The organism is Nonomuraea sp. NPDC005650 (assembly GCF_040605375.1).
In the GTDB taxonomy this organism is placed as follows: domain Bacteria; phylum Actinomycetota; class Actinomycetes; order Streptosporangiales; family Streptosporangiaceae; genus Nonomuraea.
The window spans coordinates 310,556-333,886 of record NZ_JBEXCR010000003.1; the positions used below are offsets into that span (position 1 = coordinate 310,556).

Sequence of the window (23,331 nt, forward strand, 5' to 3'; positions counted from 1 at the left end):
AGTCTCACCGCGGGGATAGGAGCCCGGGACGCGGCGGTGATCGTCGTACCGATGATCACCGCCGCGGCGCTCCGGGGGCTCAGTGGCGGGCGGGCATCTCGTGGGAGGTGCGCTTGGCGACCGCCTCGGTGATCTGCCGGGCGAGGTCCTGCCCGGTCAGGCCGGCCCTGCCGAGGATCACGGCCCGCTTGGCGTGGTCGAGGAACTCCTGGGGGATGCCGAACGTGCGCACCGGCACGTCGACGTCGGCGTCGCGCAGCAGGCGGGCCACGGCGTCGCCCACGGCGCCCACCCGGCCGTTGTCCTCGACGACGGCCACCATCTTGTGGGCGCTCGCGGCCAGCACCAGCGCCTCGTCGAGCGGCTTGACCCACCGGGGGTCGACCACGGTGGCCGCGATGCCCTGGGCGTCGAGCAGGACCGCGGCCTCCATGCAGAGCTGCGCCATCGGGCCCACGCCGACCAGCAGCACGTCGGGCTCGCCCGTGGGGGCGCGCAGCAGGTCCATCTCGCCCAGCTTGCCGACCGCCTCGACCGCCTCGGCCACCGGGCCCTTGGGGAAGCGCAGCACGGTCGGGCCGTCGGTGACCTCCACCGCCTCGCGCAGCAGCTCGGTCAGCCGGTCGCCGTCGCGCGGCACCGCGACCCTCAGCCCCGGCACGACCTGGAGGATCGACAGGTCCCACATGCCGTTGTGGCTGGGGCCGTCGTCGCCCGTGACGCCCGCCCGGTCGAGCACCACCGTGACGGGCAGGCGGTGCAGCGCGACGTCCATGAGGAGCTGGTCGAAGGCGCGATTGAGGAAGGTGGCGTAGACGGCCACGACCGGGTGCATGCCGCCGAGGGCGAGGCCGGCGGCGCTGGTCAGCGCGTGCTGCTCGGCGATGCCGACGTCGTAGATGCGCTCGGGGTAGGCATCGGCGAACGCGTTGAGGCCCGTCGGGTGGAGCATGGCCGCGGTGATCGCGACGAGGTCCTCGCGCTCCTTGCCGAGCCGGACGAGCTCCTCGCTGAACACGTTGGTCCAGATGCGCGGCTTGGGCTTCTCCGCGCCGGTGGCGCGGTCGAAGGCGCCGGGCGAGTGGAACTGGTCCTCGTCGTGGTTTTCCGCCGGCGTGTAGCCGCGGCCCTTCTGGGTGAGGGCGTGGACGATGACGGGGCCGCGGAAGTCGCGCGCCTTGCGCAGCGCCGCCTCCATGGCCTGCTCGTCGTGGCCGTCGATGGGGCCGACGTATTTGAGCCCGAGGTCCTCGAACATGACCTGCGGGGCCAGGACGTCCTTGACGCCCTTCTTGAAGCCGTGCAGGGCGTCGTAGAGCACGGGAACGTTCCCCAACTTGTCCTTGACGTAGTCGAGGAAGTCCTCATACCTGCGGTTGACCCGCAGGTTGGACAGGTGGGAGGCCAGGCCGCCGATCGTGGGCGAGTAGGAGCGGCCGTTGTCGTTGACGACGATCACGAGCCGGAGGTCCTTGGCGGCGGCGATGTTGTTGAGCGCCTCCCAGGCCATGCCACCGGTCAGCGCGCCGTCGCCGATCACCGCCACGACCGTGCGGTCCTGCTCGCCGCGCAGCTTGAACGCCTTGGCCAGGCCGTCGGCGTAGGAGAGCGCGGTCGAGGCGTGGGAGTTTTCCACGAAGTCGTGCTCCGACTCGGCCTGGCTCGGATAGCCCGACAGGCCGCCCTCCTGCTTGAGCGCCTCGAAGCCGGAGGCCCGGCCGGTGAGGACCTTGTGCACGTACGACTGGTGGCCGGTGTCCCAGACGATGGGGTCGTTCGGGGAGTCGAAGACCCGGTGCAGGGCGATGGTGAGCTCGACCACGCCCAGGTTGGGGCCGAGGTGGCCGCCGAACCTGGCGCACGAGTCGACCAGCAGGTCGCGGATCTCCCCCGCGAGCCGAGTCAGCTCCTCGACAGTGAGCCGTTTGACGTCGTGCGGTCCCTCTATCGAGCCCAGCAACCCGCTCACGGATCCGACTCCCCTCTGCTCTTGTGCGCCGACGACCACGAGTCTAGTTCGCTCGCGCCTCACTGACTCCATCGAGTCAAATCCACCCACATATGTCTGATCTTGGGATAGTTTTTCGGAACATATGAACTCTGCCCCCAAAGGTAAACTCGTGGCGCTGGCGGCCGCCATGGTGGCGCTTGCCCTGGCAGCGGCCGGTTTGGTGCTGGTGCTGGCCGACGTGGCCACCACCTCCGCCGAGCCGCAGAACGGGGCCCAGCAGGCCGGCTCCCCACCCGCCAAGGGCGCCAGCGAGTCGAAGAAGGGGCCCTCGCTCGGCAGGACGCTGGCCACAGCGAACCCGCTCTACCGGACCGGGCGCCTGGCCGACGTCAACTGCGCGCCCGGCGACCTGCCGGCCGGGAGCATGACCGCGTACCGGCGCTTCCTGACCCGCGTGACCAACTGCCTCAACAAGGCGTGGGGAGCCCAGTTCCGCAAGGCCAGGCTGCCCTTCACCAAGCCGCGGCTGCGCATCATCACCGCCAAGGTCAGGACGCCCTGCGGCACGTGGAACACCGGCGCCGACGGCGTCTACTGCTCCACCGACCGCACGATGTACCTGATGATCAGCAAGGACCAGCTGCGGAACCCGTTCCCGCTGGGCATCACCCGCCTGATCGCCCACGAGTACGGGCACCACGTCCAGCAGGTCTCCGGCATCTGGAACTACTACTGGACCGCCAGGAGTGTCGCGGGCAAGGCGAAACGGCTGCAACTCTCGCGCAATTCGGAACTGCAGGCGGAGTGCTTCTCCTCGGTGTTCATGAGCACGATGAAGGGCACGGAACTCGTCACCGACGCCGACTGGGCGTACACCGTCGACTGGTTCAGGAAGAACGGCGCCAAGGGCTGGCCCCAGAACGACCACGGCAAGGGCCCGACGCAGGCGGCCTGGATGACGCGGGGATTCAACCGCGGCACTCCGGGCGCGTGCAACACCTGGTCCGCCACGGCCCGCAACACGCTTTAATATTCCTTTACCTGGAACTCCCTATTCAATAGGGTGCCTTCTCATGCGTATCACCCGATTGGCGCTCATAGCAGGCGCCCTGGCGAGCCTGCTCTTCGCCGGTACGGCCCACGCGGCCACCGCGGCGCCGGCGTTCAAGCCCGTGTTGGCGAAAAGCCCGATCTACAAGACGGGCAAGCTCGGCTTCGACACGTGCGAGGAGCCGAAGGTGCGGTCCGGCAGCCTGGAGGAGGTCAAGGGCTACCTGGACGTCGTGCTCGACTGCCTCAACGCCGCTTGGGAGCCCAAGGTGAAGAAGGCGGGCTTCAAGTTCACCAAGCCCACCATGCAGGTGATCGCCAAGCCCGGCGCACAGACCGGGTGCGGCAAATTCCCCGAGGGCGGCGTGCAGGCCCTGTACTGCTCGACCAACAAGAAGATCACCTTTTTCGCCAGCGCCAACCTCGTCGAAGAGCCGACCGACCTCATGCTGATGCTGGTCCTGGCCCACGAGTACGGCCACCACATCCAGCAGCTCACGGGCATGTTCAACGCCCAGACGCGGTACACCGGCAAGAACGAGGCCCGGGTGCTCGACGAGTCGCGCCGTATGGAGTTGCAGGCCGAGTGCCTGTCCGGCGTGTTCACCGGCAGCGTCTGGCACTCGCTCGGCCGCCAGCAAACCGAGTTCGACTACTGGGTCAAGAACGGCGGCACCGGCCTCGACCTGTCCGCCATCGGCGTGAAGGCCGAGAACTGGGGCGAGAAGACGCACGGCAACGCCAAGAACACCGGCGCCTGGCTCAAGCGCGGCTTCGACACCGAGTCGGCCGGCGGCTGCAACACCTGGAAGGCTCCGAAGTCCCAAGTGTCCTAGAAGTCCTCTAAGATCCGCGATCGTGCGCATATCCCTCTTAGCGGGCATGGTCGCGGGTCTGCTCTTCTTCTCCGGGACTTTCTCCGGGCTTTTCTCCGGGCCCGCCCAGGCGGCGTCGCGTATCGGGCAGGCCGGCCTGCTGGCGGCGATGGGCGGGGACGTGGTCGCCCAGACCTGCCAGGTCCCGCAGATCCGCGTGGGGAGCGCCGCCTCGCTCAAGGCGTTCCACCGGGCGATGGCCGGGTGCGCCGACCGCTTCTGGGCCGGGCGGTTCGCGGCGGCCGGGCTGCCGTACACCCCGCCCGAGGTCACGATCACGACGGGCAGCGGCTCTGTCTGCGGGGAGATCACCAGCAACGGCGCGCAGTACTGCCCCGAGCAGCGCACGATCGCCATCCGGATCATGAAACACGACCTGCGCGACCCGTTCAGGATGAACATCGCGCACTCCGTCGCCCACGAGTGGGGGCACCACGTCCAGCAGCTCATCGGGGTGCTGGACGCGCAGAACGCGCTGTACCAGCAGGCGTCGGACGGCGCGCAGGCCCTGCTGAGCCACCGGCTGGAGATGCAGGCCGAGTGCTTCGCCGGCGTCTTCTACAGCGCCGCCCTCGAGTCGATCAAGCCGGGGATCGAGTGGGAGGACTGGATCGACGCGGTGCGCAGGGCCGACGAGAGCGAGATCCACGGCAAGCCCCGCAACCTCGCCTTCTGGCAGGAACGCGGCTACCGCGGCGGGGCCACGGGCTTCTGCAACACCTGGACGGCCACCAGGTCGAAAGTCGGCTGACCGGGTCAGGCGTTGGCGCGGGCGAGGACCTCCAGGGGGTCGGCGAGGACGTTGGCGAAGGCCAGCTCGGCCGCGCCCACCAGCGGGGCGGCGTCCCCGAGCGACGCCGTGCGCAGCCGCAGCCTCTCCCGCTGCGGCGCCATCGCGTGCAGGGCGAGCTGGGTGCGCACCTGCGCCGCTGACCCCAGGTAGATCTCCCGGAGGATGCCCCCGAAGACGACCATTTCGGGGTTGAAGATGTTGACCAGGTTCGCCACCCCGAGGCCGAGCCAGGCACCGACCTTCTTGAGCGCGTCCTGCGCCTCGATGTCGCCCCGGTCGGCGGCCTCCACCACGGCGCGCACCGCGTCGCGCCCGTGCTGCCCGGGGCCGATGCGGCCGGCGGCCTCCAGCAGGGCCCGCTCCCCCACCTCCGCCTCCAGGCACCCGTGTGACCCGCAGCCGCAGGCGCGCCCGCCGGGGTTGACGACCATGTGGCCGACCTCGCCGCCGTAGCCGTCGTGACCGCCGAGCAGATGGCCGCCCGCGATGATGCCGCCGCCGATGCCCACGTCGCCGTGCAGGTAGATGAGGTCCCTGACGAGGGCTCCGACGCCCCGGCTGTGCTCGGCGAGGGCGGCCAGGTTGGCGTCGTTGCCCACGCTGACCGGCAGCCCGAGGCCGAGCCGGCGGCCCAGCTCCTCGCCGAACGGGATCTCCTCGGCCAGCAGGTTGGGCGAGAACCGCACCACGCCGTCGGCCTTGCGCACGCCACCGGACACGGCCGCCGCCGCGCCCACGCAGACGGTGTCGTCCCTGGTCTTGCGCCGCATCTGCCGGGCGAAGCCGGACAGCACCCCGGTCAGCTCGTCGAGCTCGAACTTGGCTCGCTCGCGGGTCGTCTCGCGCTGGTCGAGTATCACCCCGCCCAGCCCCACGCGGGCCACCGCGAGCCGGTCGGGGCCCACGTCGAACGCGAACACGTAGACCCGGGCCGACTCGGGCCGCACCACGAGCGAGGGACGCCCCGCGCGGCCCGTCTCGCGCGGCAGCTCCTCGCGTACCAGCCCCGCGGCGGTGAGGTCCGAGGTCAGCGCCATGATCGTGCTGCGGTTGAGCCCCATCCGCGAGGTCAGCTCGGCGCGCGAGATCGGCCCGCCCAGATGGACATGGCGAAGCAGCGCGCCGAGATTGTGGCGCCTGATGTCCTCTTGGGAAGGGCCGGCACGCATCGTCTGGTTTTCCTTCGGGGGCTGAGAGTCGCTGATCACCTTAGACCAGCGGCCGACGCCCGTTTGCGTGCCAGGGCGTCGACGCCCGCGGCGAGCAGCAGGACGGACCCCGTGACCAGGTACTTCACACTGGCCCCATACCCCATCAGACCCATTCCGTTCTCGATGACCGCCACCACGGCGCCGCCGAGCACGGCGTCCAGCACCCTGCCCTTGCCGCCGAACAGGCTCGTGCCGCCGATGACCGCCGCGCCGACCGCGTACAGCAGGACGGAGCTGCCGCCCGTGTTCGGGTCGACCGAGCTGGCCCTGGACGCGGCCACGATCCCGCCGATCGCGGCCATCGAGGAGCAGATCACGAACGCGCTGATCCTGATCCGGTCGACCGGGATGCCGGCCCGGCGGGCGGCCTCGGTGTTGCCGCCGACCGCGTAGATGTGGCGTCCGAACGCGGTACGGCGCAGCACCAGCGTCCACGCGACCAGCAGCACCAGGATGATCGGCACCACGATCGGCACGCCGGTCAGCGAGACCAGCGCCGGGTTGCGGCTGCGCTCCAGGTTGAGCACGTAGACCGAGAGCCCGGCCAGCACCGCCAGCGCGCCCACGCGGGCGGCGATCAGCGACATCGGGTCGGCCACCAGCCCGCGCTTGGTGCGCTTCCTGGCCCGCAGGAGCTGCACGGCGGCGAAGACCGCCACGCAGACCGCGTAGAGCGCCCAGCCCAGCGCGGGCGGCAGGTTCTTGTTGGCGATGGCGACGATCACGCTGTCCCTGATGGAGATGTTCGTGCCCTCCTGCACCAGCACCAGGACCAGGCCCTGGAAGGCGAGGAACGCGGCCAGCGTGACCACGAACGACGGGATCCCTACCTTGGCGACGAGCGTGCCGAGCACCGTGCCGATGATCACGCCGGTGACGATGGCGGCCAGCACGCACACGTACCAGGGCAGGCCCAGGCTGGTCAGCGTGACGGCGAGCACCGCCGCGCACACGCCGCTGGCGAAGCCGGCGGACAGGTCGATCTCGCCGAGGAGCAGCACGAACACCAGGCCCATCGCGATCAGCGTGATCGCGGCGCCCTGGGTGAACAGGTTGGCGAAGTTGATCGAGGTGACGAAGGCGGGGCGCGCGACGGCGAAGACCGTGCACAGCACGATCAGCCCCAGCACGGCGGGCAGCGCGCCCATGTCGCCGCCGCGTACCCGCTCGATGTAGGCGAGGAAGCTGTTGCCGATCGACGGGGACTGCGTCGCCGTGGCGATGGCCTCGCCGGGGAGTTCTTTGACCTTGCTCATGGGGTGACCCCGTTCTTGAGGCCGAGTTCCCCGCTGCGGCCTGAGGTGATCAGTTCGACGACCTGGGCGTGCGTCAAGTCGGCGGTCTTGACCTGGGCGGCCATCCTGCCGAGGTAGAGCGCCGCGATCCGGTCGGAGACGGCGAAGACGTCGTTCATGTTGTGCGAGATGAGCACGACTGCCAGGCCGGTGTCGGCCAGCCTGCGCACCAGCTCCAGCACCTGCGCGGTCTGGGCCACGCCCAGCGCCGCGGTCGGCTCGTCGAGGATGACGACCTTGCTGTTCCACAGCACGGCCTTGGCGATGGCCACGGTCTGCCGCTGCCCGCCGGACAGGCTGGAGACCTGCTGCCTGATGGACTTCACCGTGCGCACGGACAGGCTGCTGAGGGTCTTCTCGGCCAGCTCCTCCATGCTGTCCTCGTCGAGCAGGAGCCCGCTCTTGCGCTCCCTGCCGAGGAACATGTTCTGGACGATGTCGAGGTTGTCGCACAGGGCCAGGTCCTGGTACACGATCTCGATCCCGAGCTCGCCGGCGTCGCGTGGGCTGTGGACGCTCACCTGCCTGCCGTCGAACAGGATCTCGCCGGCGTCGATGGGGTAGATGCCGCCGATGCACTTGACCAGCGTCGACTTGCCCGCGCCGTTGTCTCCGACCAGGGCCGTCACCTCGCCGGCGTACGCCGCGAACTCGACCTTGTGCAGGACCTTCACCGGGCCGAAGCTCTTGTCGATCCCGCGCACTTCAAGGAGGGGGGTCATGGTGCTCCCTAAGGGGGGCACGACCGGTCGGGCCGCGCCCCCTTTGGTCTTATTGAATGCCTGCCTCGGTGCACTTCTTGGCGAAGTCACCCGTGCACAGTTCCTCCTTGGTCACGTAACCGTCGGCCACCACGTCCTTGACGTTGTCGAGGTAGATGGCCTGCGGCTCAAGGAGCTCGGAGGGGACGTCCTGACCGCTCTCGGGGTCCTTGACGCTGCCGCTCGCCGTGGGCTTCTCGCCCTTGGCCAGCGCCACCGCGAGCTTGGCCCCGGCGTCGGCCTCCTTCTTGACGGCCTTGTAGACGGTCATGCACTGGTCGCCGGAGAGGATGTTCTGCAGGCCCTGGACGGTGGCGTCCTGACCGGTGACCGGCACCTTGCCGTTGAGGTTCTGCTTCTTCAGCACGGTGATGGCGGCGTTGCCGAGGCCGTCGTTGGCGGCCAGCACGCCCGCGATCTTCGGCTGCTGGGTGAGCATCTGCTCGAAGATCGTGCCGGCCTGGGTGTTGTCCCAGTCGGGTACGGCCTGGTCGGGGCCCTTGACGTACTCGCCGGAGTCGAACTTGGGCTTGAGCACCCCGTCGTACCCCTGCTTGAACAGGGTGGCGTTGTTGTCGGTCGGCGAGCCGTTCAGGTAGGCCACGATCGGCTTGCCGGCCTTCTTGTCGGTCAGGCACTTGCTCAGGCCCTCGCCCTGCAGCGTGCCGACCTTGGTGTTGTCGAAGCTGACGTAGTAGGCCGCGCCGCCGCCGAGCGTCAGGCGGTCGTAGTCGATCGTGGCCACGCCCTGGGACTTGGCCTTGTCGATGACCGCCTTGCCGCTGCCGCTGTCCAGGTTCACGATCATCAGGACGGTCGCGCCGTTGGTGATCATCTGGTCGGCGATGGTCTGGAACGCCGTCTTGTCGTTCTGGGCGTTCTGGATGTCGTACTGGACGCCGGCGGCCTTGAACGCCTCTTCCAGGTACTTGCGGTCCGCCGTCTCCCACCGGGCCGAGGACTTGCTGTCCGGCAGGATGACGCCGACCTTCCCGGCCTTCGCAGCCGGGGCTGAGGCTGAGGCCGACGAGGACGACGTCGCCGTGGTCTGACCGCTGTCGCCCCCGCAGGCGGTGAGACCGAGGGCGAGCGTGGCTGCCGCGGCGGTCAGGCTGAGGATCCCCTTGCGCATGGTGCAGGGTCCTTTCTTCCGGAGGGGCCCGGATGAATGTTGTTTGCGGCAACGTATTCCGGGATGGCCTGCTTTGGAAGACCCTGTAGGTCGGGAGTTTGTTGTTTCGGGTAACAATCCAGAAACGTCAGCTCAATCTTCCGCGCTTCGGCCTCAGGCGAACTGTGCGATCACGTTCTGCGCGAGCAGCGCCACGGCGGAGCCGGCGGCCACCACGAGCACGGCCGTCCGCACCTTGCCGCCGTCCAGATACCGCCGCAGCGGCCCCGACACCAGGAACCCGAGCACCATCGGCACGATCAGCAGCGCCCCCGTCGTCAGCGCCCGGGCCGGGAGCTCGTCCACCACTGCGAGGATGACCAGCGACTGGGCGGCGCTCAGGAAGAAGAACATCGCCAGCGTCGCCCTGATCTGCGGCCCCTTGGCGTGCTGGTACACCAGCCCCATGGGCGGCCCGCCGATGCCGGTCGCCGTCCCGGTGATCCCGGAGACGAACCCGGCGGAGGCGACGGTCAGCCCGTTGCGCGGCACGCTCAGCGCCCTGGCCGTCAGGGCCACCGCGATGAGCACCATGACGGCGACGAAGACGCCTCGGGTGTATGCGGAAACGTAGACGACGATGAATGCGCCGATGACGCTCCCGGGCAGCCTCCCCAGCACCGCGAACCCGAGCCCGCGCCAGTCCACCGTGCGCCATTCGGCGGCCAGCGTGAACAGCGGGAGCGTCACGTTGACGACCTGGATGGCGCCCGGCATGAGGTCGGGGTCGAGCATGGTGAGCACGGGAGCGGCGACCAGTCCGAGGCCGAAACCCACACCACCTTGGACGATCGCCCCAACAAAAACCGCCAAACCGCCAACAATCAGCACCAATGCCGCATCTGTCATGGGCGAGAGTCAATCACCTTTACTCTCCGTTGCCGTCACCGCTGCGGGAGTGATCGACGCCGCAGTCGTGCCGCATCGCCGCTGATCGTTAAGCTGCCCCCTGTGCAGCCCCTCCCCCTCAAGCGCATTATTGCCCTCGTCGCGATCCTCGCGACCGCCTGCGTGCCCGCTCAGATCGCCCACGCCGCCCCCGTCGCCAGCCCGTTCTCCAAGAAGGCCGGGAAGCTGCGCGCCACCGCCTGTCCCGAGACGGCGATCACGTACGGGGGGATCCCACGGGCACGGCAGTACCTCGACGCTGTCATGAAATGTCTGGATCAGTCGTGGGGTGCGTACTTCGGGCGGGCCGGATGGGCGTTCAGCAAGCCCGTCGTGCGGTACTACGAGGAGCCCGCGAGCACCGTGTGCGGGGTGGCGTGGCCCGAGCAGGCGGCCGCCTTCTACTGCACCGAGCGCGGCACCCTGGTGTTCCCGCTCACCGGCCGGTGGATCGAGGACAGGACCGATCTGTACCCGTTCAAGGTGGCCGCCCACGAGTACGGGCACCACCTGCAGAGCCTGCTCGGCGTCTGGCGCTCGTACAAGGCGAAGATCCGGACCGACCGCCAGGGCGAGCTGAAGCGGCGCTTCGAGCTGCAGGCCGACTGCCTGTCGGGAGTGTTCCTCGGCAGCGTGTGGGGCTCGCTGCGGCGCACCGGGGACGACTGGGCGGCGCTGCTCGACGCCACCCGGGCCAGCGGCGACGAGGACGGCTACCGCAGCCACGGCAAGGGCGCCACCCGCGTCTACTGGCTGCAGCGCGGCTACCGGGCGGTCTCCCCCTCCGCCTGCGACACCTGGTCCGCGCCCGCCGCCAAGGTGGCCTGAGCCTTCAGGCGGAGCTCCATGCCGTCGAGGATCAGCTGCAGCCCGCCCTCGAACGACGCGTCGCCCTGCGGGTCGCCGACCTCGGTCAGGCCCGCCATCAGCCGCGGATAGGTCCTCCTGAACTCCTCCAGGTCCGGCATGCCGCGCTCCTCGTCCGACCGCGTCCGGTCGGCCTGCTCCTCCAGCACGAAGCCGGCCACGTACCCGCTCACCGTGAACAGCCCCCGCGCCGCGTCCCCGGCGCCGAACCCCGCCGACTCCAGCCCCGCCATCGCCCGCTCCACCGCGGCGAACAGCTCGGTCGACGGCCGCGTGCCCGCCACCAGCTTGGCCCCGTCGCGACAGGAGTTGAGGATCGCGCGGTCGGCGTGCGCGTAGCCGGCGAGCCACTCACGCCATTTGCCGGGCTCCTCCAGCGCCGGGCGGGACTGGTGCCCGGACATCATCGCCGCCGCCATCGCGTCCAGCAGCTCCTGCTTGTTCTTGAAGTGCCAGTAGAGGGCGGGGGCCTGCACGCCCAGCTCGCCCGCGAGCCGGCGCAGCGTCAGCCCGTCGAGCCCGACCTCGTCCAGGAGCCGTAGCGCGGTCGCGACGATGATGCTTTTCTCGAGTGCCACATTGACAGCTTAACAACGTTCAATGCATCCTTAACGCTGTTAGATTTAACACTGTTAAGGGGGCCTGCGATGATCCACGCGGAGGGGTTACGCAAGCGGTACGCGGCCACAGAGGCGCTCAAGGGCATCGACCTCGACGTCCCGGCGGGCACCGTCTGCGGGCTGCTGGGGCCGAACGGGGCGGGCAAGACGACCGCCGTACGCATCCTCGCCACACTCCTGCGCCCCGACGCGGGCCGAGCCGAGGTCGCCGGGCTGGACGTCGTCCGCGACGCGGCCCGGCTGCGCTTCCGCATCGGCCTGGCCGGGCAGCACGCGGCGGTGGACGAGCTGCTGACCGGGCGGCGCAACCTGGAGCTGTTCGGGCGGCTCTACCACCTGAGCAGGGCCGAGGCGCGGCGCAGGGCGGTCGAGCTGCTGGAGCGGTTCGGGCTGGCCGAGGCGGGACGGCGGCCGGTCAAGGAGTACTCGGGGGGCATGCGGCGCCGGCTCGACCTGGCGGCGAGCCTGATCGTGTCGCCGCCGGTGCTGTTCATGGACGAGCCGACCACCGGGCTCGACCCGCGCAGCCGGATGCAGCTCTGGGAGCTGCTGCTCGACCTCGTGAAGGAGGGCACGACGCTGCTGCTGACCACGCAGTACCTGGAGGAGGCCGACCGGCTCGCGGACCAGATCGTGGTCCTGAGGGAGGGCGTGGTGGCCGCGGCGGGGTCGCCGGCCGAGCTGAAGCGGCAGGTCGGCGGCGACCGCGTGCAGGTCGTCTTCCGGGAGCCGGGGGACGTGCCCGCGGGGCTCCGGCTGCTCAGGAGCGCCGGATCCCAGGAGATCGAGAGCGCCGACGAGCGGCGGGTGACCGTCCCCGCCGCCGACGGCGCGCAGTCACTCGTCCGCATCGCCGGCGCGCTGGACGCGGCCGGCATCCCCGTGGAGGACCTGGCGCTGCGACGGCCCACCCTCGACGAGGTCTTCCTCCACCTGACGGCCTGAGAAGGGAGCCGGAGAGATGTACGAGACGCTGCGCTGGACCCTGAGCGACTCCCTCACCATCGCGGGCCGCACCTACTCGCGGCTGAAGGCCCAGCCGGCCGAGATCGCCGGGTTCCTGGTGTTCCCCGTGATCATGACCGTGCTGTTCGGCTACGTCTTCGGCAGCGCGATCACCCTGCCGGGCGGCGGCGACTACCGCGACTACCTCATGCCCGGCATTTTCATGCAGGTCATGGCCATGACGGCGACCTCGGCCGCCACCACCGTGGGCGAGGACATGGCCCGCGGGATCATCGACAGGTTCCGCGCCCAGCCGATCGCCCGCAGCGCCGTGCTGGTCGGGCGCAGCGTGGCCGACCTGTCGATGCACCTGCTGTCGCTGTCCGCCATGGTGCTGGCCGGAGTGCTGCTGACCGGGTGGCGGGCGCACGGGAGCCTGGGCGCGACGGCGGCGGCGTTCGGGCTGCTGGCGCTCTTCGGGTTCGCGATGATCTGGGTGGGCACGTACATCGGCCTGTGGATCCAGAGCGGGGCGCAGGCGGACGCGGCCACCTTCGGGTGGCTGTTCCCGATGACGTTCCTGGCCAACACGTTCGTCCCCACCGAGGGTCTGCCGGCCTGGCTCAAGCCCGTCGCCGACTGGAACCCCATGAGCGCCGTCGTGGCCGCCACCCGCGGCCTCTTCGGCAACCCCACGTCGGTCTCCACGGCCTGGCCGCTGCAGCATCCGGTGGCCGCCAGCCTGATCTGGTCGACGGCGATCCTCGCGGTGTTCCTGCCGCTGGCCGTCCACCGTTACCGGACGATGTCCCGATGACGAAGAGCCGCCCGGCGGGGGTTGTCCCGCCGGGCGGCTCTTCTTTGTGTCGGGTGGTTCCCCCGATACGGGCGCGTGAGGATCGCACCCCACCCCCGGCATGAAGCCAAGGGTTCCCGGCCTCCGCGCGGCTCATGACCGCGCGCGAGCCCGGGAAGTCACTTCGCGAGCAACGAGCGAAGAACGTACTGCATGATGCCGCCGTGCCGGTAGTAGTCGGCCTCGCCCGGCGTGTCGATGCGCACCACCGCGTCGAACTCGACCCCAGCTCCGTGCGCGGACGACGACGTGGCCTTGACGTGCACGGTGCTCGGGATGCCGCCGGAGTTGAGCTCCTCGACACCCGTGATGTCGAAGGTCTCCTCGCCGGTCAGCCCGAGCGACTCCGCCGTGGCGCCCTCGGGGAACTGCAGCGGGAGCACGCCCATGCCGATCAGGTTGGAGCGGTGGATGCGCTCGTACGACTCGGCGATGACCGCGCGCACGCCCAGCAGCGCCGTGCCCTTGGCCGCCCAGTCGCGCGAGGAGCCGGAGCCGTATTCCTTGCCCGCCAGCACCACCAGCGGCGTCTCGGCCGCGGCGTAGTTGACCGAGGCGTCGTAGATGAACGACACCGGCCCGTCGGGCTGGGTGAAGTCGCGGGTGTAGCCGCCCTCGGTGCCCGGCGCGATCTGGTTGCGCAGGCGGATGTTGGCGAACGTGCCCCGGATCATCACCTCGTGGTTGCCGCGCCGCGAGCCGTAGGAGTTGAAGTCCTTGACCTCGACCCCGTTGGCCTGCAGGTATTGGGCGGCCGGGGTGCCGGTCTTGATGGAGCCGGCCGGCGAGATGTGGTCGGTGGTGACCGAGTCGCCGACCTTGACCAGCACGCGGGCGCCGGCGATGTCGGTGACGGGCTCCGGCTTCGACGGCATGCCGTCGAAGTAAGGGGCCTTGCGCACGTACGTCGAGGACGGGTCCCACTCGAACGTGTCGCCGGTCGGGATCGGCAGCGAGCGCCAGTGGTCGTCACCCTTGAACACGTCGGCGTAGTCGCGCTCGAACATGTCACGGCCGATCGAGGAGTTGACCACCGCGGAGATCTCCTCCGGCGACGGCCAGATGTCCCTCAGGTAGACCGGCTTCCCGTCGGCGCCGAGGCCCAGGGGCTCGGTGTCGAGGTCGACATCCATGGTCCCGGCCAGCGCGTAGGCCACCACGAGCGGCGGCGAGGCCAGGTAGTTCATCTTGACGTCGGGGTTGATGCGGCCCTCGAAGTTCCGGTTGCCCGACAGCACGGCCGTGACCGCGAGGTCGTTGGCCTGCACCGCCTCGGAGATCTCCGGGGGCAGCGGGCCCGAGTTGCCGATGCAGGTGGTGCAGCCGTAGCCGACGAGGTTGAAGCCGATCTTGTCGAGGTACGGCTGGAGCCCCGAGCGCTCGAAGTAGCCGGTGACGACCTGCGAGCCGGGGGCCAGCGAGGTCTTGACCCACGGCTTGCGGGTCAGGCCCTTCTCCACGGCGTTGCGGGCCAGCAGCGCCGCGCCGAGCATGACGTACGGGTTGGAGGTGTTGGTGCACGAGGTGATCGCGGCGATCGAGACGATGCCGTGGTCGATCTCGAACGAGGTGCCGTCGGCCAGCGTGACGGGGACCGGCTTGCGCGGCCGGCCGCCGTTGGCGGCGGCGTTGGAGGCGGGCGCGTCGGAGGCCGGGAAGCTCTCCTCGACCGCCTCGTCGACGCTGTTCTCGACGTAGTTCTGCACGTCGTGACGCCACGTGGTCTTGGCGGCCGACAGCGCGATGCGGTCCTGCGGGCGCTTGGGGCCGGCGATCGACGGGACGACGGTGGCCAGGTCGAGCTCGATGTACTCGGAGAACACGGGCTCGGGCGCGGACGGGTCGAGCCAGAGGCCCTGGGTCTTGGCGTACGCCTCGACGAGCGCGATCTGCTCCTCGGAGCGGCCGGTCAGGCGCAGGTAGTCGACGGTCTGGCCGTCGATCGGGAAGATCGCGCAGGTGGAGCCGAACTCGGGGCTCATGTTGCCGATCGTGGCCCGGTCGGCCAGCGGCACGGACGAGACGCCCTCGCCGTAGAACTCCACGAACTTGCCGACGACGCCGTGCTTGCGCAGGATCTCGGTGATCGTGAGCACCAGGTCGGTGGCGGTGGCCCCGGCGGGCAGCTTGCCGTTGAGCTTGAAGCCGACCACGCGCGGGATGAGCATGGAGATCGGCTGGCCGAGCATCGCGGCCTCGGCCTCGATGCCGCCGACGCCCCAGCCGAGGACGCCGATGCCGTTCTCCATGGTGGTGTGGGAGTCGGTGCCGACGCAGGTGTCGGGGTACGCCTTCCCGTCGCGGATCATCACCACGCGCGCCAGGTGCTCGATGTTGACCTGGTGGACGATGCCGGTGCCGGGCGGGACGACCTTGAACTCGTCGAAGGCCGTCTGGCCCCAGCGCAGGAACTGGTAGCGCTCGCGGTTGCGCTCGTACTCGCGCTCGACGTTGCGCTGGAAGGCGTCGGGGTGACCGAAGTAGTCGACGATGACCGAGTGGTCGATGACCATCTCGGCCGGCGCGAGCGGGTTGATGCGGGCCGCGTCGCCACCGAGGTCACGCACGGCCTCGCGCATGGTGGCCAGGTCGACCACGCAGGGGACGCCGGTGAAGTCCTGCATGATGACGCGCGCTGGCGTGAACTGGATCTCCACGCTCGGCGCCGCCTTCGGGTCCCAGCCACCCAGCGCCCGGATGTGGTCGGCGGTGATGTTCGCGCCGTCCTCGGTGCGGAGGAGGTTTTCCAGCAGGATCTTCAGGCTGTACGGGAGGCGTGCGGCGCCCTCGACAGCATCCAGCCGGAAAATCTCGTATGACGCGTCGCCGACGCGTAGCGTGTCACGGCTGCCGAAGCTGTTCGCGGACACGGTGATTCGCCTCCTCCATCAGACATTTGCTCAGACCAAATCCTGCCGCACTCTTCGCACGACCAGCACGTTAGGTGACCCTAACCAGCCGAGCCCGGCGGCGGATGTCTCGACGTCAAGATATCTCCTAGGATATCTCGACATCAAGTTAACCGGGTGCCAACCGCCAGAACAGCAGCCCCACGATGGCCACCGACAGGATCGGCGCGAGGATCTTCTGCTCGAACTTCTGGCCGGTCTTGATGCCGATCTTCCACGGCAGCATGAACTTGGCCCCCAACGGCCACAACACCGGACATCCCCGCTCGGTCATGCAGTCGCCGAAGACATGGATGAAGCACCCGATCCCCACCGCCAGCCCCAGCCAGGCGTATCCGACGTCGAGCGAGAGGAAGACGGCGTACAGCCCGGCGGTCATCCCGATGTTGACCATCGCGGAGCCCATTTTGTTGCCGGGGATCCCGACGCCGATCGCCCGCAGGGCCAGGCCGATGAGCAGCACGACCATGATGTCGCGCCCGATGGGATAGGTGTTGGCCAGCCAGTGGGCCCCGAACCCGAGCGCCACCGCGAACACCAGCGAGTGGGTCGCCCCGCGGTGGCCACCGCTGACCCAGGACACGGCCTTGCTGATCACCCACGTGACCGGCCCGAACGTCTGAGCGATCGTCGCGCTCGGATGGTCGAGGTCGGGCAGCATCGCGGCGCCCGCGCAGATGATGGCGCCGGCGATCAACTCCGCCGGGCTGAGCGCGGTGGCCATGATTCCCGTCTCGACGAACCGGGACGACTCGGTCAGCAACGGCAGTGCGGCGAGGGGCGGCGCCAGCCCCAGCCAGGCGATGGCCCCGGTCATCGCATGCGTGTGCCCCATCATGATCCGGACTGTACGGCAAAGAAGCCCTTTACGCGCCGAGACCCGCCTGGCTGGGGCTTCACGATGGCCCGAGCCCGATCCGCGGCGGGTGACTTGGCGTAAATATTGGACACGCGGTGCACCGCCCCCGCCGCCAGGACACCGAGTCGCGACGGAGAGGGGCAGCGCCGCGACCGCCACGGGAGATCCGGGTGAAGAGCCCCGGAACCTTCGGGAAAACGCAGACGAGGCCGTCTCCGCGGCGACAGCACCCCCCAGCCCTGCCGACGCGGAACGACCTCGTCTGCTCTAGATAACGAGCCCTTCCTCAATCCTGTTCCCGGATTCCGCAACTTTTTCGTGATCTGGCTCACTCTCACCCCGCCTTGCGAACGACATACTATCGATATATCGTTGACGCATCGAGAACAGATCACGATATAGGGGGAAAAATGACTTCCGCACAAGCAGCAGGCGGGCACTGGCCCGGCGCGCACGAGTACCGGCAGGCCGCGCGTGAGGCCAAGCAGGCAGCACGCGAGGCGTTCAGGGCCGTTTCCGAGGCCTTCGACGAGATGGGTGGCCACCGCCACCATCACGAGCACCGCCAGCGCGGCCGAGGGCGGGGCGGTCCCGGACCGTTCCCGTTCGACTGGGGGCGCGGCCCCTGGGGCGGCCCCGGCGGGCCGTGGGGCGGCGGCCCGCGGGGCTGGGGCGGCCGGGGCCGCAAGGCCAAGCGGGGCGACGTGCGCGCCGCGATCCTGGCCCTGCTCCAGGAGGAGCCGCGCAACGGCTACCAGATCATCCAGGAGATCGCCGAGCGCAGCGAGGGCGGCTGGAAGCCCAGCCCGGGCGCCGTCTACCCGGCGTTGCAGCAGCTCACCGACGAGGGCCTGGTGGTCTCGGAGGAGAGCGAGGGCCGCAAGACCTTCCGCCTCACCGAGGCAGGGCGTAACTACATCGAGTCACACGCGGACGAGATCCGTGCCCCGTGGGACGAGATGCGCCCCGACATCGACGACAACACCGCCGATCTCTGGCACATCGCCCGGCAGTCGGCCTTCGCCATGATGCAGGTTTTGCAGACCGGGAACGACGCACAAATCCGAGAAGCGCGTAAGACTCTTATAGAGACCCGGCGCAAGCTCTACCAGATCCTGGCGGACGACGAACCGGGCGAGGAGTGAGCGAGCAGCGGCTGCGAGGGAGCGCCGTCGCCTGGACTGAGGAGCGCCGGGAGCGTAGCGACCAGAGCGACAAGGGAAGGCGACGGCTCCGTAGCGACCGAGCCGCCTCCACGAAGTGGAGGCCATGAATGAGGTGGATCCGGGAATGGACTCGCACGACCTTCGCATCGGCGACGCCGAGCGTGAGCAGACGATGGCCGTCCTGCGCGAGCACTTCGCGCAGGGCCGCCTGACCCATGAGGAGCTCGACGAGCGCCTCGACCAGACACTGGCCTCGAAGACGGCCCGCGACCTGGCCAAGGTGACGGCCGACCTGCCGGGGGCGCACCAGCAGGCGCCCGGCTACCGCGATCCCCTTCCCCAGTACGGCATGGGCGACTGGAAGGACGCGATGGCCGCGCACCGGCACCAGGTGCAGTCGATGCACCAGGCCCAGCGCGACATGCACCAGGCGCACCGCGAGATGCGCCGGCAGTGGCGCGATCAGCGCGGCAACCACCCGTGGCGGCGCCACCACCGGGGGCCGCACCCGTTCCTGGGCGTGCTGTTCGTGTTCATGGTGCTGGGGCTGGTGTTCGGCGGGTTCGGGATCTTCAAGGTGCTCCTGGTGGTGTGGCTGGGGGCCATGTTGTTCGGCCTGATCCACCGGCGCTTCAACCACCGGCGCTGACGGTCCGCCCAGATCGTTTTGGGCCTTGACCCTGTCAAGGGCTCATTTCATGATCGGGGCGGATCTTCAGAGTCGAAGGGACGCCGAATGACCCAGCAGGGCGCACCGGCCCGCCGCACGAACCCGTTCGCCACCGTCGCCCGAGCCGACGCTCTCGTCCTCGACGCGCCGGGGTACCAAACCGGTTTCGACCGCGACCACGCGATCTGCCCCGAGCCGATGTGGAAGCTGGAACGGGCCCAGAGCTTCTACGAGCCCGACGTGGCGAGCTGGCGGGCCATGATGGACGGCGACTGGGAAGGCTCCCTGGCCTTTACCGAGCGCATGGCGGCGACCGTGGCCGACTATTTCCGACATCGCGTCCCGGTCCGGCGGGTGCGGGTCGTCGAGTTCCCGATCACCCCGTACCTGCAGTGGGAGATGCACGTGCTGGCGCTGCGCGCCAGGGCCGGCTCCCCGTGCCGGGTGGTGCGGGGCGAGCGGATGGCGCACCTCGACCCGATGCCGGAGCTGGTGATCTTCTCTCCGTCCCTGATGTACGAAGTGCTGTACGACCGGTACGGCGGGGGCAGGGGCGGCCGGCGGATCACCGATCCCGCGGTCGTGGAGCCGTGCCTGCGGACGGTGCGGGAGCTGTTCGCCGAGGGGGAGGACGTGCTCGACTTCCACGAGCGGGAGATCGTGCCGCTGCCGCCGCCGCTGGTCACCGACGAGATGCGGGCCGCGCTGCCCGCCTACGCGCACCGTACCGAGGAGTTCAGGGTCTGAACGCCTCAGCAGGTCGCGAGGCGGGCGCACGCCACGAAATGTCCGGGTTCGGCCTCCAGCAGCGTCCCCGTGCCCCCGCGCTCGTGGTAGCGGCAGCCGTCCACGGGCGTGGCGTCGTCCCAGGCCTGGTGCAGGCGCGGCACGGCCGACACGAGCTCGCGCGTGTACGGGTGCAGCGGATCGCCGAAGACCTTGTCCGTCAGGCCCATCTCGACCACGCTCCCCTGGCGCAGCACCACCGTCCGCTCGGCGAGGTAGTTGCCGAGGGACAGGTCGTGCGTGATGTAGAGCACGCCGAGCCCCCTGGTCTTCAGCTCGGCCAGCAGGTTGAGCACGTCGATGCGGGTGGAGGCGTCCAGCATGCTGGTGATCTCGTCCGCCACCAGCAGCTTGATGTCCAGCAGCAGCGCGCGGGCGATGAGCAGGCGCTGGAGCTGGCCGCCGCTGAGCTGGTGCGGGTACTTGCCGAGCACCTGGTCGGGGTTGAGCCGCACGTCGCGCAGGCACGCCGCGACCCGTCCGGCCCACTCGGCCGCCGGCACGGAGGGGTGGTACGCCTCCTTGACCAGCTCGAACACCCGGTCGGCCTTGAACACCGGGTTGAACGAGCTGAACGGGTCCTGGAAGATGCCCTGGATGTGGCGGTAGTACTCCTTGCCGCCCCGGACGGGCCGCCCGTCGAAGGTGATCGTGCCGGTGGTGACCGGGTTCAGGCCCAGGATCATGCGACCGATCGTGCTCTTGCCGCTGCCGCTCTCCCCGATGAGGGAGACGACCTCGCCGGGCACGACCTCGAAGCTCACGTTCCGTACGGCCGCGACGCTCTTGCCGCCGAACGCGCCGATCCGGAACTCCTTGGTGACGTCGTCGAGTTTCAGCATCAGGCCTTCCAGCAGGCGACGTGGTGGTCGGCGGCGAGCTCGACCACGGGCGGGTCCTCGGCGCACTCGTCTCCCGCGATCGGGCAGCGGTCGCGGAAGCGGCAGCCGGCGGGCGGGTCCAGCAGCGACGGCGGGCTGCCGGCGATGCCTTCCAGCCTGCGGTCGGCGTAGCGGACGCCGACCTCGGGCAGGGAGTCGAGGAGCAGCTTCGTGTACGGGTGGCGGGGCGCCTTGACGATCACGTCGGCGGGCGCCTTCTCGGCGAGCCGGCCGGCGTACATGACCATGATCGTGTCGGCGATGTGGTGGGTGAGCGCGAGATCGTGGGTGACGAAGATCATGCTCTTGACGTAGCCGCTCTCGCGGAAGCCGAGCAGGGCGCGGGCCACGGCCTTCTGGGTGGAGACGTCGAGCGCGGAGGTGACCTCGTCGGCGATCAGCAGGGACGGGTCGAGCAGCGTGGAGATGACCATCACCATGCGCTGCTTCATGCCGCCGGACAGCTCGATCGGGTAGCGGTCGAGCACCTCGCGGGGCAGGCCGACCTGGTCCATCCGGCGTTCCAGCTCGGCGGCGTCCGGTTGCGCGCCCCTGGACCTGAGCAGCTCGCCGACCATCCTGCGGATCTTGCGGGTGGGGTTGAGCGCGCTCATGGCGTACTGCGGGATGAGGGAGACCTCCTTGAAACGGAACTCGTTCATCCCGCGGTCGTCGGCGATGGGCAGCTCCCGGCCGTCGAGCACGACCCGGCCCCCGACGTGGCGCATGCGGCCGTCCATGCGGATGAGGCTCTTGCCGAGCGTGCTCTTGCCGCAGCCGGACTCGCCGACCAGGCCGAGGATCTCGCCGTCCGACAGCCCGAACGACATGCCGTCGAGGGCGCGGACCTCGCCCCTCAGCGTGCGGTAGTACACCCTCAGCTCGCTGACCTGCAGGCTCATGTCTCCCTCAGTTTCGGGTTGAAGACCTCGTCGAGGCCGACGTTGGCCACGTACAGGGCGCCCACGATGGCGGTGATGGCCGCGCCCGGCGGCACGAACCACCACCACATGCCGAGCTGGAGCGCGCTCCACTGGTTCGCGTTCTGCAGCATCAGGCCGAGCGAGACGCCCTCGGTCGGGCCGAGGCCGATGAAGTCGAGCGAGGAGGCGATGAGGATCGAGCCGCCGAACAGCAGGATGAACGTCATGAACAGGTAGGAGCTCATGTTCGGCGCGATCTCCCTGGTGATGATCTTCCAGGTGCCCGAGCCGCTCATCCTGGCCAGGTCCACGAACTCGCGCGTACGCAGCGAGAACGTCTGCGCCCTGATCGCCCGCGCCGCCCACGGCCACTGCGTCAGGCCGATGAACAGGCCCTGCACGGCCACGCTCCTGATCCCCAGATAGGCGTTGATGATCAGCAGGACGGCCAGGGTCGGGATCACGAGGATGACGTTGGTCAGCATGTTGAGCACCTCGTCGACGATGCCGCCGCGGTAGCCGGCCACGAAGCCGACGAGCATGCCGATGGCCGCCGCGATGCCGCCGCCGACCACGCCCACGGCGAAGGTGCTGCGCAGGCCGTGCACGAACTGCAGGAAGATGTCCTGGCCGAACGTGGTGGTGCCGAACCAGTGCCGCGCCGAGGGCGGGCTCATGGCCTGGGGGCCGTACTCGTTGGGCGTGCCGCCGGTCAGCACCGGCCCGATCAGGCCGAGCAGGAGCAGCACCAGCACGAGGCCGAAGCCGAACATCAGCTTGCCGTTGCGCACCGCGAAGTAGAGCGCCTCGCGCCGGACCCCGGCCCGCCCGCGCGGGGCGACTTCCTGGAGTGCCGTCATGCCTGCGCACCCGCCATTCCCGCCCTGGTACGCGGATCGACCACGACGTAGACGATGTCGATGATGAAGTTGGCGATCAGCACGCCGAGCACGATGAACAGGAACGTGCCCTGGAGCAGGAAGAAGTCCTTGTTCTTGATGGCGTTGAGTATCAGGCTGCCCAGGCCCGGGTAGGCGAAGACGATCTCGGTGACCAGGGCTCCGGCCACGATCACACCGAGCTGCAGGGCCAGGCCGGTGATCTGGGGCAGGACGGCGTTGCGGAAGGCGTACCTGCGGATGAGCCGGGCCGGCGCGCCGAGCGCGGCCAGGTAGTTGGAGTAGTCGGACTCCAGCTCATAGATGATCATGTTGCGCATGCCGATGGCCCAGCCGCCCAGCGCCACCAGGAACAGCGACAGGAACGGCAGCGTCCAGTGGTGCAGCAGGTCGAGCAGGAACGCCCACGACCAGTTGGGCCGCATCGAGAAGCTGTAGCCGCCGGCCACCGGGAACAGGCCCGCGATCACGCCGAACGCCCAGGCCAGGAGCACGGCCAGCCACATGTACGGCATCGCGGTCAGGACGTACCCGACCGGGAGCACGGTGTTGTCGAGCAGCTTGCGCCGGGCCGCGTACGCGCCGAACCGGTTGCCCACCACCCAGCTCAGCAGCACCGACGGGATGATCAGCCCCAGCGTGTACGGCACCGCGGCCGTGATCACGGAGCTGACCGGGGTCGGGAACAGCCAGATGCTGATCCCGAAGTCCCCCTTGAACAGCGCGGCCCAGAAGTTGAGGTACTGCGTGACCAGCGGCTGGTCGAAGCCGAAGAGGTTGCTGTAGTAGGCCCGCATCGCCTCGGCGGCGGCCGGCTGGGTGACGTTGGCCCTGGCCACCATGCTCGCCACCGGGTCGCCGGGCATGAAACGCGGGATCATCCAGTTGACGGTGACAGCGACGAAGAAGGTCAGCCCGTAAATGAGCAGTTTTCTGCCGAAATATCGACGCACGT

22 protein-coding genes are annotated in these 23,331 nt (G+C 69.4%); 9 read left to right on the plus strand and 13 right to left on the minus strand.

Annotation, left to right across the window (positions count from 1 at the left end):
• Positions 1-79: 79 nt before the first annotated feature.
• The gene (gene dxs, locus ABZS69_RS06925) at positions 80-1,960 is read right to left on the minus strand and encodes a 1-deoxy-D-xylulose-5-phosphate synthase (protein WP_355368319.1); all 1,881 of its coding nucleotides are present in this window, start codon (positions 1,958-1,960) and stop codon (positions 80-82) included.
• A 160-nt stretch (positions 1,961-2,120) separates the two neighbouring features.
• On the opposite strand from dxs, the gene ABZS69_RS06930 reads away from it, so the two are divergent.
• The 3 genes from ABZS69_RS06930 to ABZS69_RS06940 are packed head-to-tail and all read left to right on the plus strand — an operon-like array spanning position 2,121 to position 4,627.
• Positions 2,121-2,981, plus strand: coding sequence for a neutral zinc metallopeptidase (locus tag ABZS69_RS06930; protein WP_355367756.1), 861 nt, complete (start codon positions 2,121-2,123; stop codon positions 2,979-2,981).
• A 43-nt stretch (positions 2,982-3,024) separates the two neighbouring features.
• A complete protein-coding gene (locus tag ABZS69_RS06935; protein WP_355367759.1) occupies positions 3,025-3,837 on the plus strand; it encodes a neutral zinc metallopeptidase in 813 nt (270 codons plus the stop codon).
• 22 nt (positions 3,838-3,859) lie between these two features.
• A complete protein-coding gene (locus ABZS69_RS06940; RefSeq protein ID WP_355367762.1) occupies positions 3,860-4,627 on the plus strand; it encodes a neutral zinc metallopeptidase in 768 nt (255 codons plus the stop codon).
• Between the two features lie 5 nt (positions 4,628-4,632).
• Here the strand turns inward: ABZS69_RS06940 and ABZS69_RS06945 are convergent, their stop codons facing one another.
• The 5 genes from ABZS69_RS06945 to ABZS69_RS06965 all read right to left on the minus strand — a co-directional run bounded on the left by ABZS69_RS06945 (position 4,633) and on the right by ABZS69_RS06965 (position 9,956).
• Positions 4,633-5,838 carry an ROK family transcriptional regulator gene (locus tag ABZS69_RS06945; protein WP_355367765.1) on the minus strand — a complete coding sequence of 402 codons (1,206 nt, stop codon included), beginning with the start codon at positions 5,836-5,838 and terminating at the stop codon, positions 4,633-4,635.
• Between the two features lie 35 nt (positions 5,839-5,873).
• The gene (locus tag ABZS69_RS06950) at positions 5,874-7,136 is read right to left on the minus strand and encodes an ABC transporter permease (protein WP_355367768.1); all 1,263 of its coding nucleotides are present in this window, start codon (positions 7,134-7,136) and stop codon (positions 5,874-5,876) included.
• Entirely contained in the window at positions 7,133-7,897 is a 765-nt protein-coding gene (locus tag ABZS69_RS06955) for an ATP-binding cassette domain-containing protein (RefSeq protein ID WP_355367771.1), read from the minus strand. The genes ABZS69_RS06950 and ABZS69_RS06955 overlap by 4 nt, the downstream gene beginning before the upstream one ends.
• 49 nt (positions 7,898-7,946) lie before the next feature.
• Complete coding sequence (locus tag ABZS69_RS06960) at positions 7,947-9,068, minus strand: substrate-binding domain-containing protein (RefSeq protein WP_355367774.1); 1,122 nt, start codon at positions 9,066-9,068, stop codon at positions 7,947-7,949.
• Between the two features lie 153 nt (positions 9,069-9,221).
• Complete coding sequence (locus ABZS69_RS06965) at positions 9,222-9,956, minus strand: sulfite exporter TauE/SafE family protein (protein ID WP_355367777.1); 735 nt, start codon at positions 9,954-9,956, stop codon at positions 9,222-9,224.
• Positions 9,957-10,058: 102 nt separating this feature from the next.
• Between ABZS69_RS06965 and ABZS69_RS06970 the strand changes: the two genes are divergently transcribed.
• Positions 10,059-10,823, plus strand: coding sequence for a neutral zinc metallopeptidase (locus ABZS69_RS06970; protein WP_355367780.1), 765 nt, complete (start codon positions 10,059-10,061; stop codon positions 10,821-10,823).
• Here the strand turns inward: ABZS69_RS06970 and ABZS69_RS06975 are convergent.
• Positions 10,760-11,440 (minus strand): TetR/AcrR family transcriptional regulator C-terminal domain-containing protein, encoded by a 681-nt coding sequence (locus tag ABZS69_RS06975; protein ID WP_355367783.1) that lies wholly within the window; start codon positions 11,438-11,440, stop codon positions 10,760-10,762. The two genes, ABZS69_RS06970 and ABZS69_RS06975, sit on opposite strands and share 64 nt — an antisense overlap.
• Positions 11,441-11,509: 69 nt before the next feature.
• Here ABZS69_RS06975 and ABZS69_RS06980 point away from each other — a divergent pair, with 69 nt between their 5' ends.
• Both ABZS69_RS06980 and ABZS69_RS06985 read left to right on the plus strand, forming a co-directional pair.
• Positions 11,510-12,427 carry an ATP-binding cassette domain-containing protein gene (locus ABZS69_RS06980; RefSeq protein ID WP_355367786.1) on the plus strand — a complete coding sequence of 306 codons (918 nt, stop codon included), beginning with the start codon at positions 11,510-11,512 and terminating at the stop codon, positions 12,425-12,427.
• Positions 12,428-12,443: 16 nt separating this feature from the next.
• Entirely contained in the window at positions 12,444-13,244 is an 801-nt protein-coding gene (locus ABZS69_RS06985; RefSeq protein WP_355367789.1) for an ABC transporter permease, read from the plus strand.
• A gap of 158 nt (positions 13,245-13,402) precedes the next feature.
• On the opposite strand, the gene acnA is transcribed toward ABZS69_RS06985, so the two are convergent.
• Both acnA and ABZS69_RS06995 read right to left on the minus strand, forming a co-directional pair.
• On the minus strand, positions 13,403-16,153 hold the full coding sequence (gene acnA, locus ABZS69_RS06990; RefSeq protein WP_355367792.1) for an aconitate hydratase AcnA: 2,751 nt from the start codon (positions 16,151-16,153) through the stop codon (positions 13,403-13,405).
• Positions 16,154-16,301: 148 nt separating this feature from the next.
• Positions 16,302-17,030: a metal-dependent hydrolase gene (locus ABZS69_RS06995; protein WP_355367795.1), complete on the minus strand. Its 729-nt coding sequence runs from the start codon at positions 17,028-17,030 to the stop codon at positions 16,302-16,304.
• Positions 17,031-17,461: 431 nt separating this feature from the next.
• Here ABZS69_RS06995 and ABZS69_RS07000 point away from each other — a divergent pair, with 431 nt between their 5' ends.
• The 3 genes from ABZS69_RS07000 to ABZS69_RS07010 all read left to right on the plus strand — a co-directional run bounded on the left by ABZS69_RS07000 (position 17,462) and on the right by ABZS69_RS07010 (position 19,634).
• On the plus strand, positions 17,462-18,196 hold the full coding sequence (locus ABZS69_RS07000) for a PadR family transcriptional regulator (RefSeq protein WP_355367798.1): 735 nt from the start codon (positions 17,462-17,464) through the stop codon (positions 18,194-18,196).
• A 124-nt stretch (positions 18,197-18,320) separates the two neighbouring features.
• Positions 18,321-18,866 (plus strand): DUF1707 domain-containing protein, encoded by a 546-nt coding sequence (locus ABZS69_RS07005; protein WP_355367801.1) that lies wholly within the window; start codon positions 18,321-18,323, stop codon positions 18,864-18,866.
• Positions 18,867-18,953: 87 nt separating this feature from the next.
• Positions 18,954-19,634 carry a DUF6879 family protein gene (locus tag ABZS69_RS07010; protein WP_355367804.1) on the plus strand — a complete coding sequence of 227 codons (681 nt, stop codon included), beginning with the start codon at positions 18,954-18,956 and terminating at the stop codon, positions 19,632-19,634.
• 5 nt (positions 19,635-19,639) lie between these two features.
• On the opposite strand, the gene ABZS69_RS07015 is transcribed toward ABZS69_RS07010, so the two are convergent.
• From ABZS69_RS07015 to ABZS69_RS07030, 4 genes are read right to left on the minus strand one after another with little or no spacing between them, the layout of a single operon-like run.
• A complete protein-coding gene (locus ABZS69_RS07015; protein WP_355367807.1) occupies positions 19,640-20,515 on the minus strand; it encodes an ATP-binding cassette domain-containing protein in 876 nt (291 codons plus the stop codon).
• Entirely contained in the window at positions 20,515-21,456 is a 942-nt protein-coding gene (locus ABZS69_RS07020; RefSeq protein WP_355367810.1) for an ABC transporter ATP-binding protein, read from the minus strand. The genes ABZS69_RS07015 and ABZS69_RS07020 overlap by 1 nt, the downstream gene beginning before the upstream one ends.
• The gene (locus tag ABZS69_RS07025; protein ID WP_355367813.1) at positions 21,453-22,337 is read right to left on the minus strand and encodes an ABC transporter permease; all 885 of its coding nucleotides are present in this window, start codon (positions 22,335-22,337) and stop codon (positions 21,453-21,455) included. Before ABZS69_RS07025 ends, ABZS69_RS07020 begins: the two co-directional genes overlap by 4 nt.
• Positions 22,334-23,329, minus strand: coding sequence for an ABC transporter permease (locus tag ABZS69_RS07030; protein WP_355367816.1), 996 nt, complete (start codon positions 23,327-23,329; stop codon positions 22,334-22,336). Before ABZS69_RS07030 ends, ABZS69_RS07025 begins: the two co-directional genes overlap by 4 nt.
• Positions 23,330-23,331: the final 2 nt, after the last annotated feature.

Bases quoted from the DNA above. Each gene is read 5' to 3' on its own strand.
- ABZS69_RS07005 (WP_355367801.1), top strand. From the start codon at position 18,321: ATGAATGAGGTGGATCCGGGAATGGACTCGCACGACCTTCGCATCGGC.
- ABZS69_RS06965 (WP_355367777.1), bottom strand. From the start codon at position 9,956: ATGACAGATGCGGCATTGGTGCTGATTGTTGGCGGTTTGGCGGTTTTT.
- ABZS69_RS06955 (WP_355367771.1), bottom strand. From the start codon at position 7,897: ATGACCCCCCTCCTTGAAGTGCGCGGGATCGACAAGAGCTTCGGCCCG.
- ABZS69_RS06985 (WP_355367789.1), top strand. From the start codon at position 12,444: ATGTACGAGACGCTGCGCTGGACCCTGAGCGACTCCCTCACCATCGCG.
- ABZS69_RS06995 (WP_355367795.1), bottom strand. From the start codon at position 17,030: ATGATGGGGCACACGCATGCGATGACCGGGGCCATCGCCTGGCTGGGG.
- ABZS69_RS06980 (WP_355367786.1), top strand. From the start codon at position 11,510: ATGATCCACGCGGAGGGGTTACGCAAGCGGTACGCGGCCACAGAGGCG.
- ABZS69_RS07015 (WP_355367807.1), bottom strand. From the start codon at position 20,515: ATGCTGAAACTCGACGACGTCACCAAGGAGTTCCGGATCGGCGCGTTC.
- ABZS69_RS06960 (WP_355367774.1), bottom strand. From the start codon at position 9,068: ATGCGCAAGGGGATCCTCAGCCTGACCGCCGCGGCAGCCACGCTCGCC.
- ABZS69_RS06945 (WP_355367765.1), bottom strand. From the start codon at position 5,838: ATGCGTGCCGGCCCTTCCCAAGAGGACATCAGGCGCCACAATCTCGGC.
- ABZS69_RS07025 (WP_355367813.1), bottom strand. From the start codon at position 22,337: ATGACGGCACTCCAGGAAGTCGCCCCGCGCGGGCGGGCCGGGGTCCGG.
- ABZS69_RS06950 (WP_355367768.1), bottom strand. From the start codon at position 7,136: ATGAGCAAGGTCAAAGAACTCCCCGGCGAGGCCATCGCCACGGCGACG.
- ABZS69_RS07000 (WP_355367798.1), top strand. From the start codon at position 17,462: ATGACTTCCGCACAAGCAGCAGGCGGGCACTGGCCCGGCGCGCACGAG.
- ABZS69_RS06935 (WP_355367759.1), top strand. From the start codon at position 3,025: ATGCGTATCACCCGATTGGCGCTCATAGCAGGCGCCCTGGCGAGCCTG.
- ABZS69_RS07020 (WP_355367810.1), bottom strand. From the start codon at position 21,456: ATGAGCCTGCAGGTCAGCGAGCTGAGGGTGTACTACCGCACGCTGAGG.
- ABZS69_RS07010 (WP_355367804.1), top strand. From the start codon at position 18,954: ATGACCCAGCAGGGCGCACCGGCCCGCCGCACGAACCCGTTCGCCACC.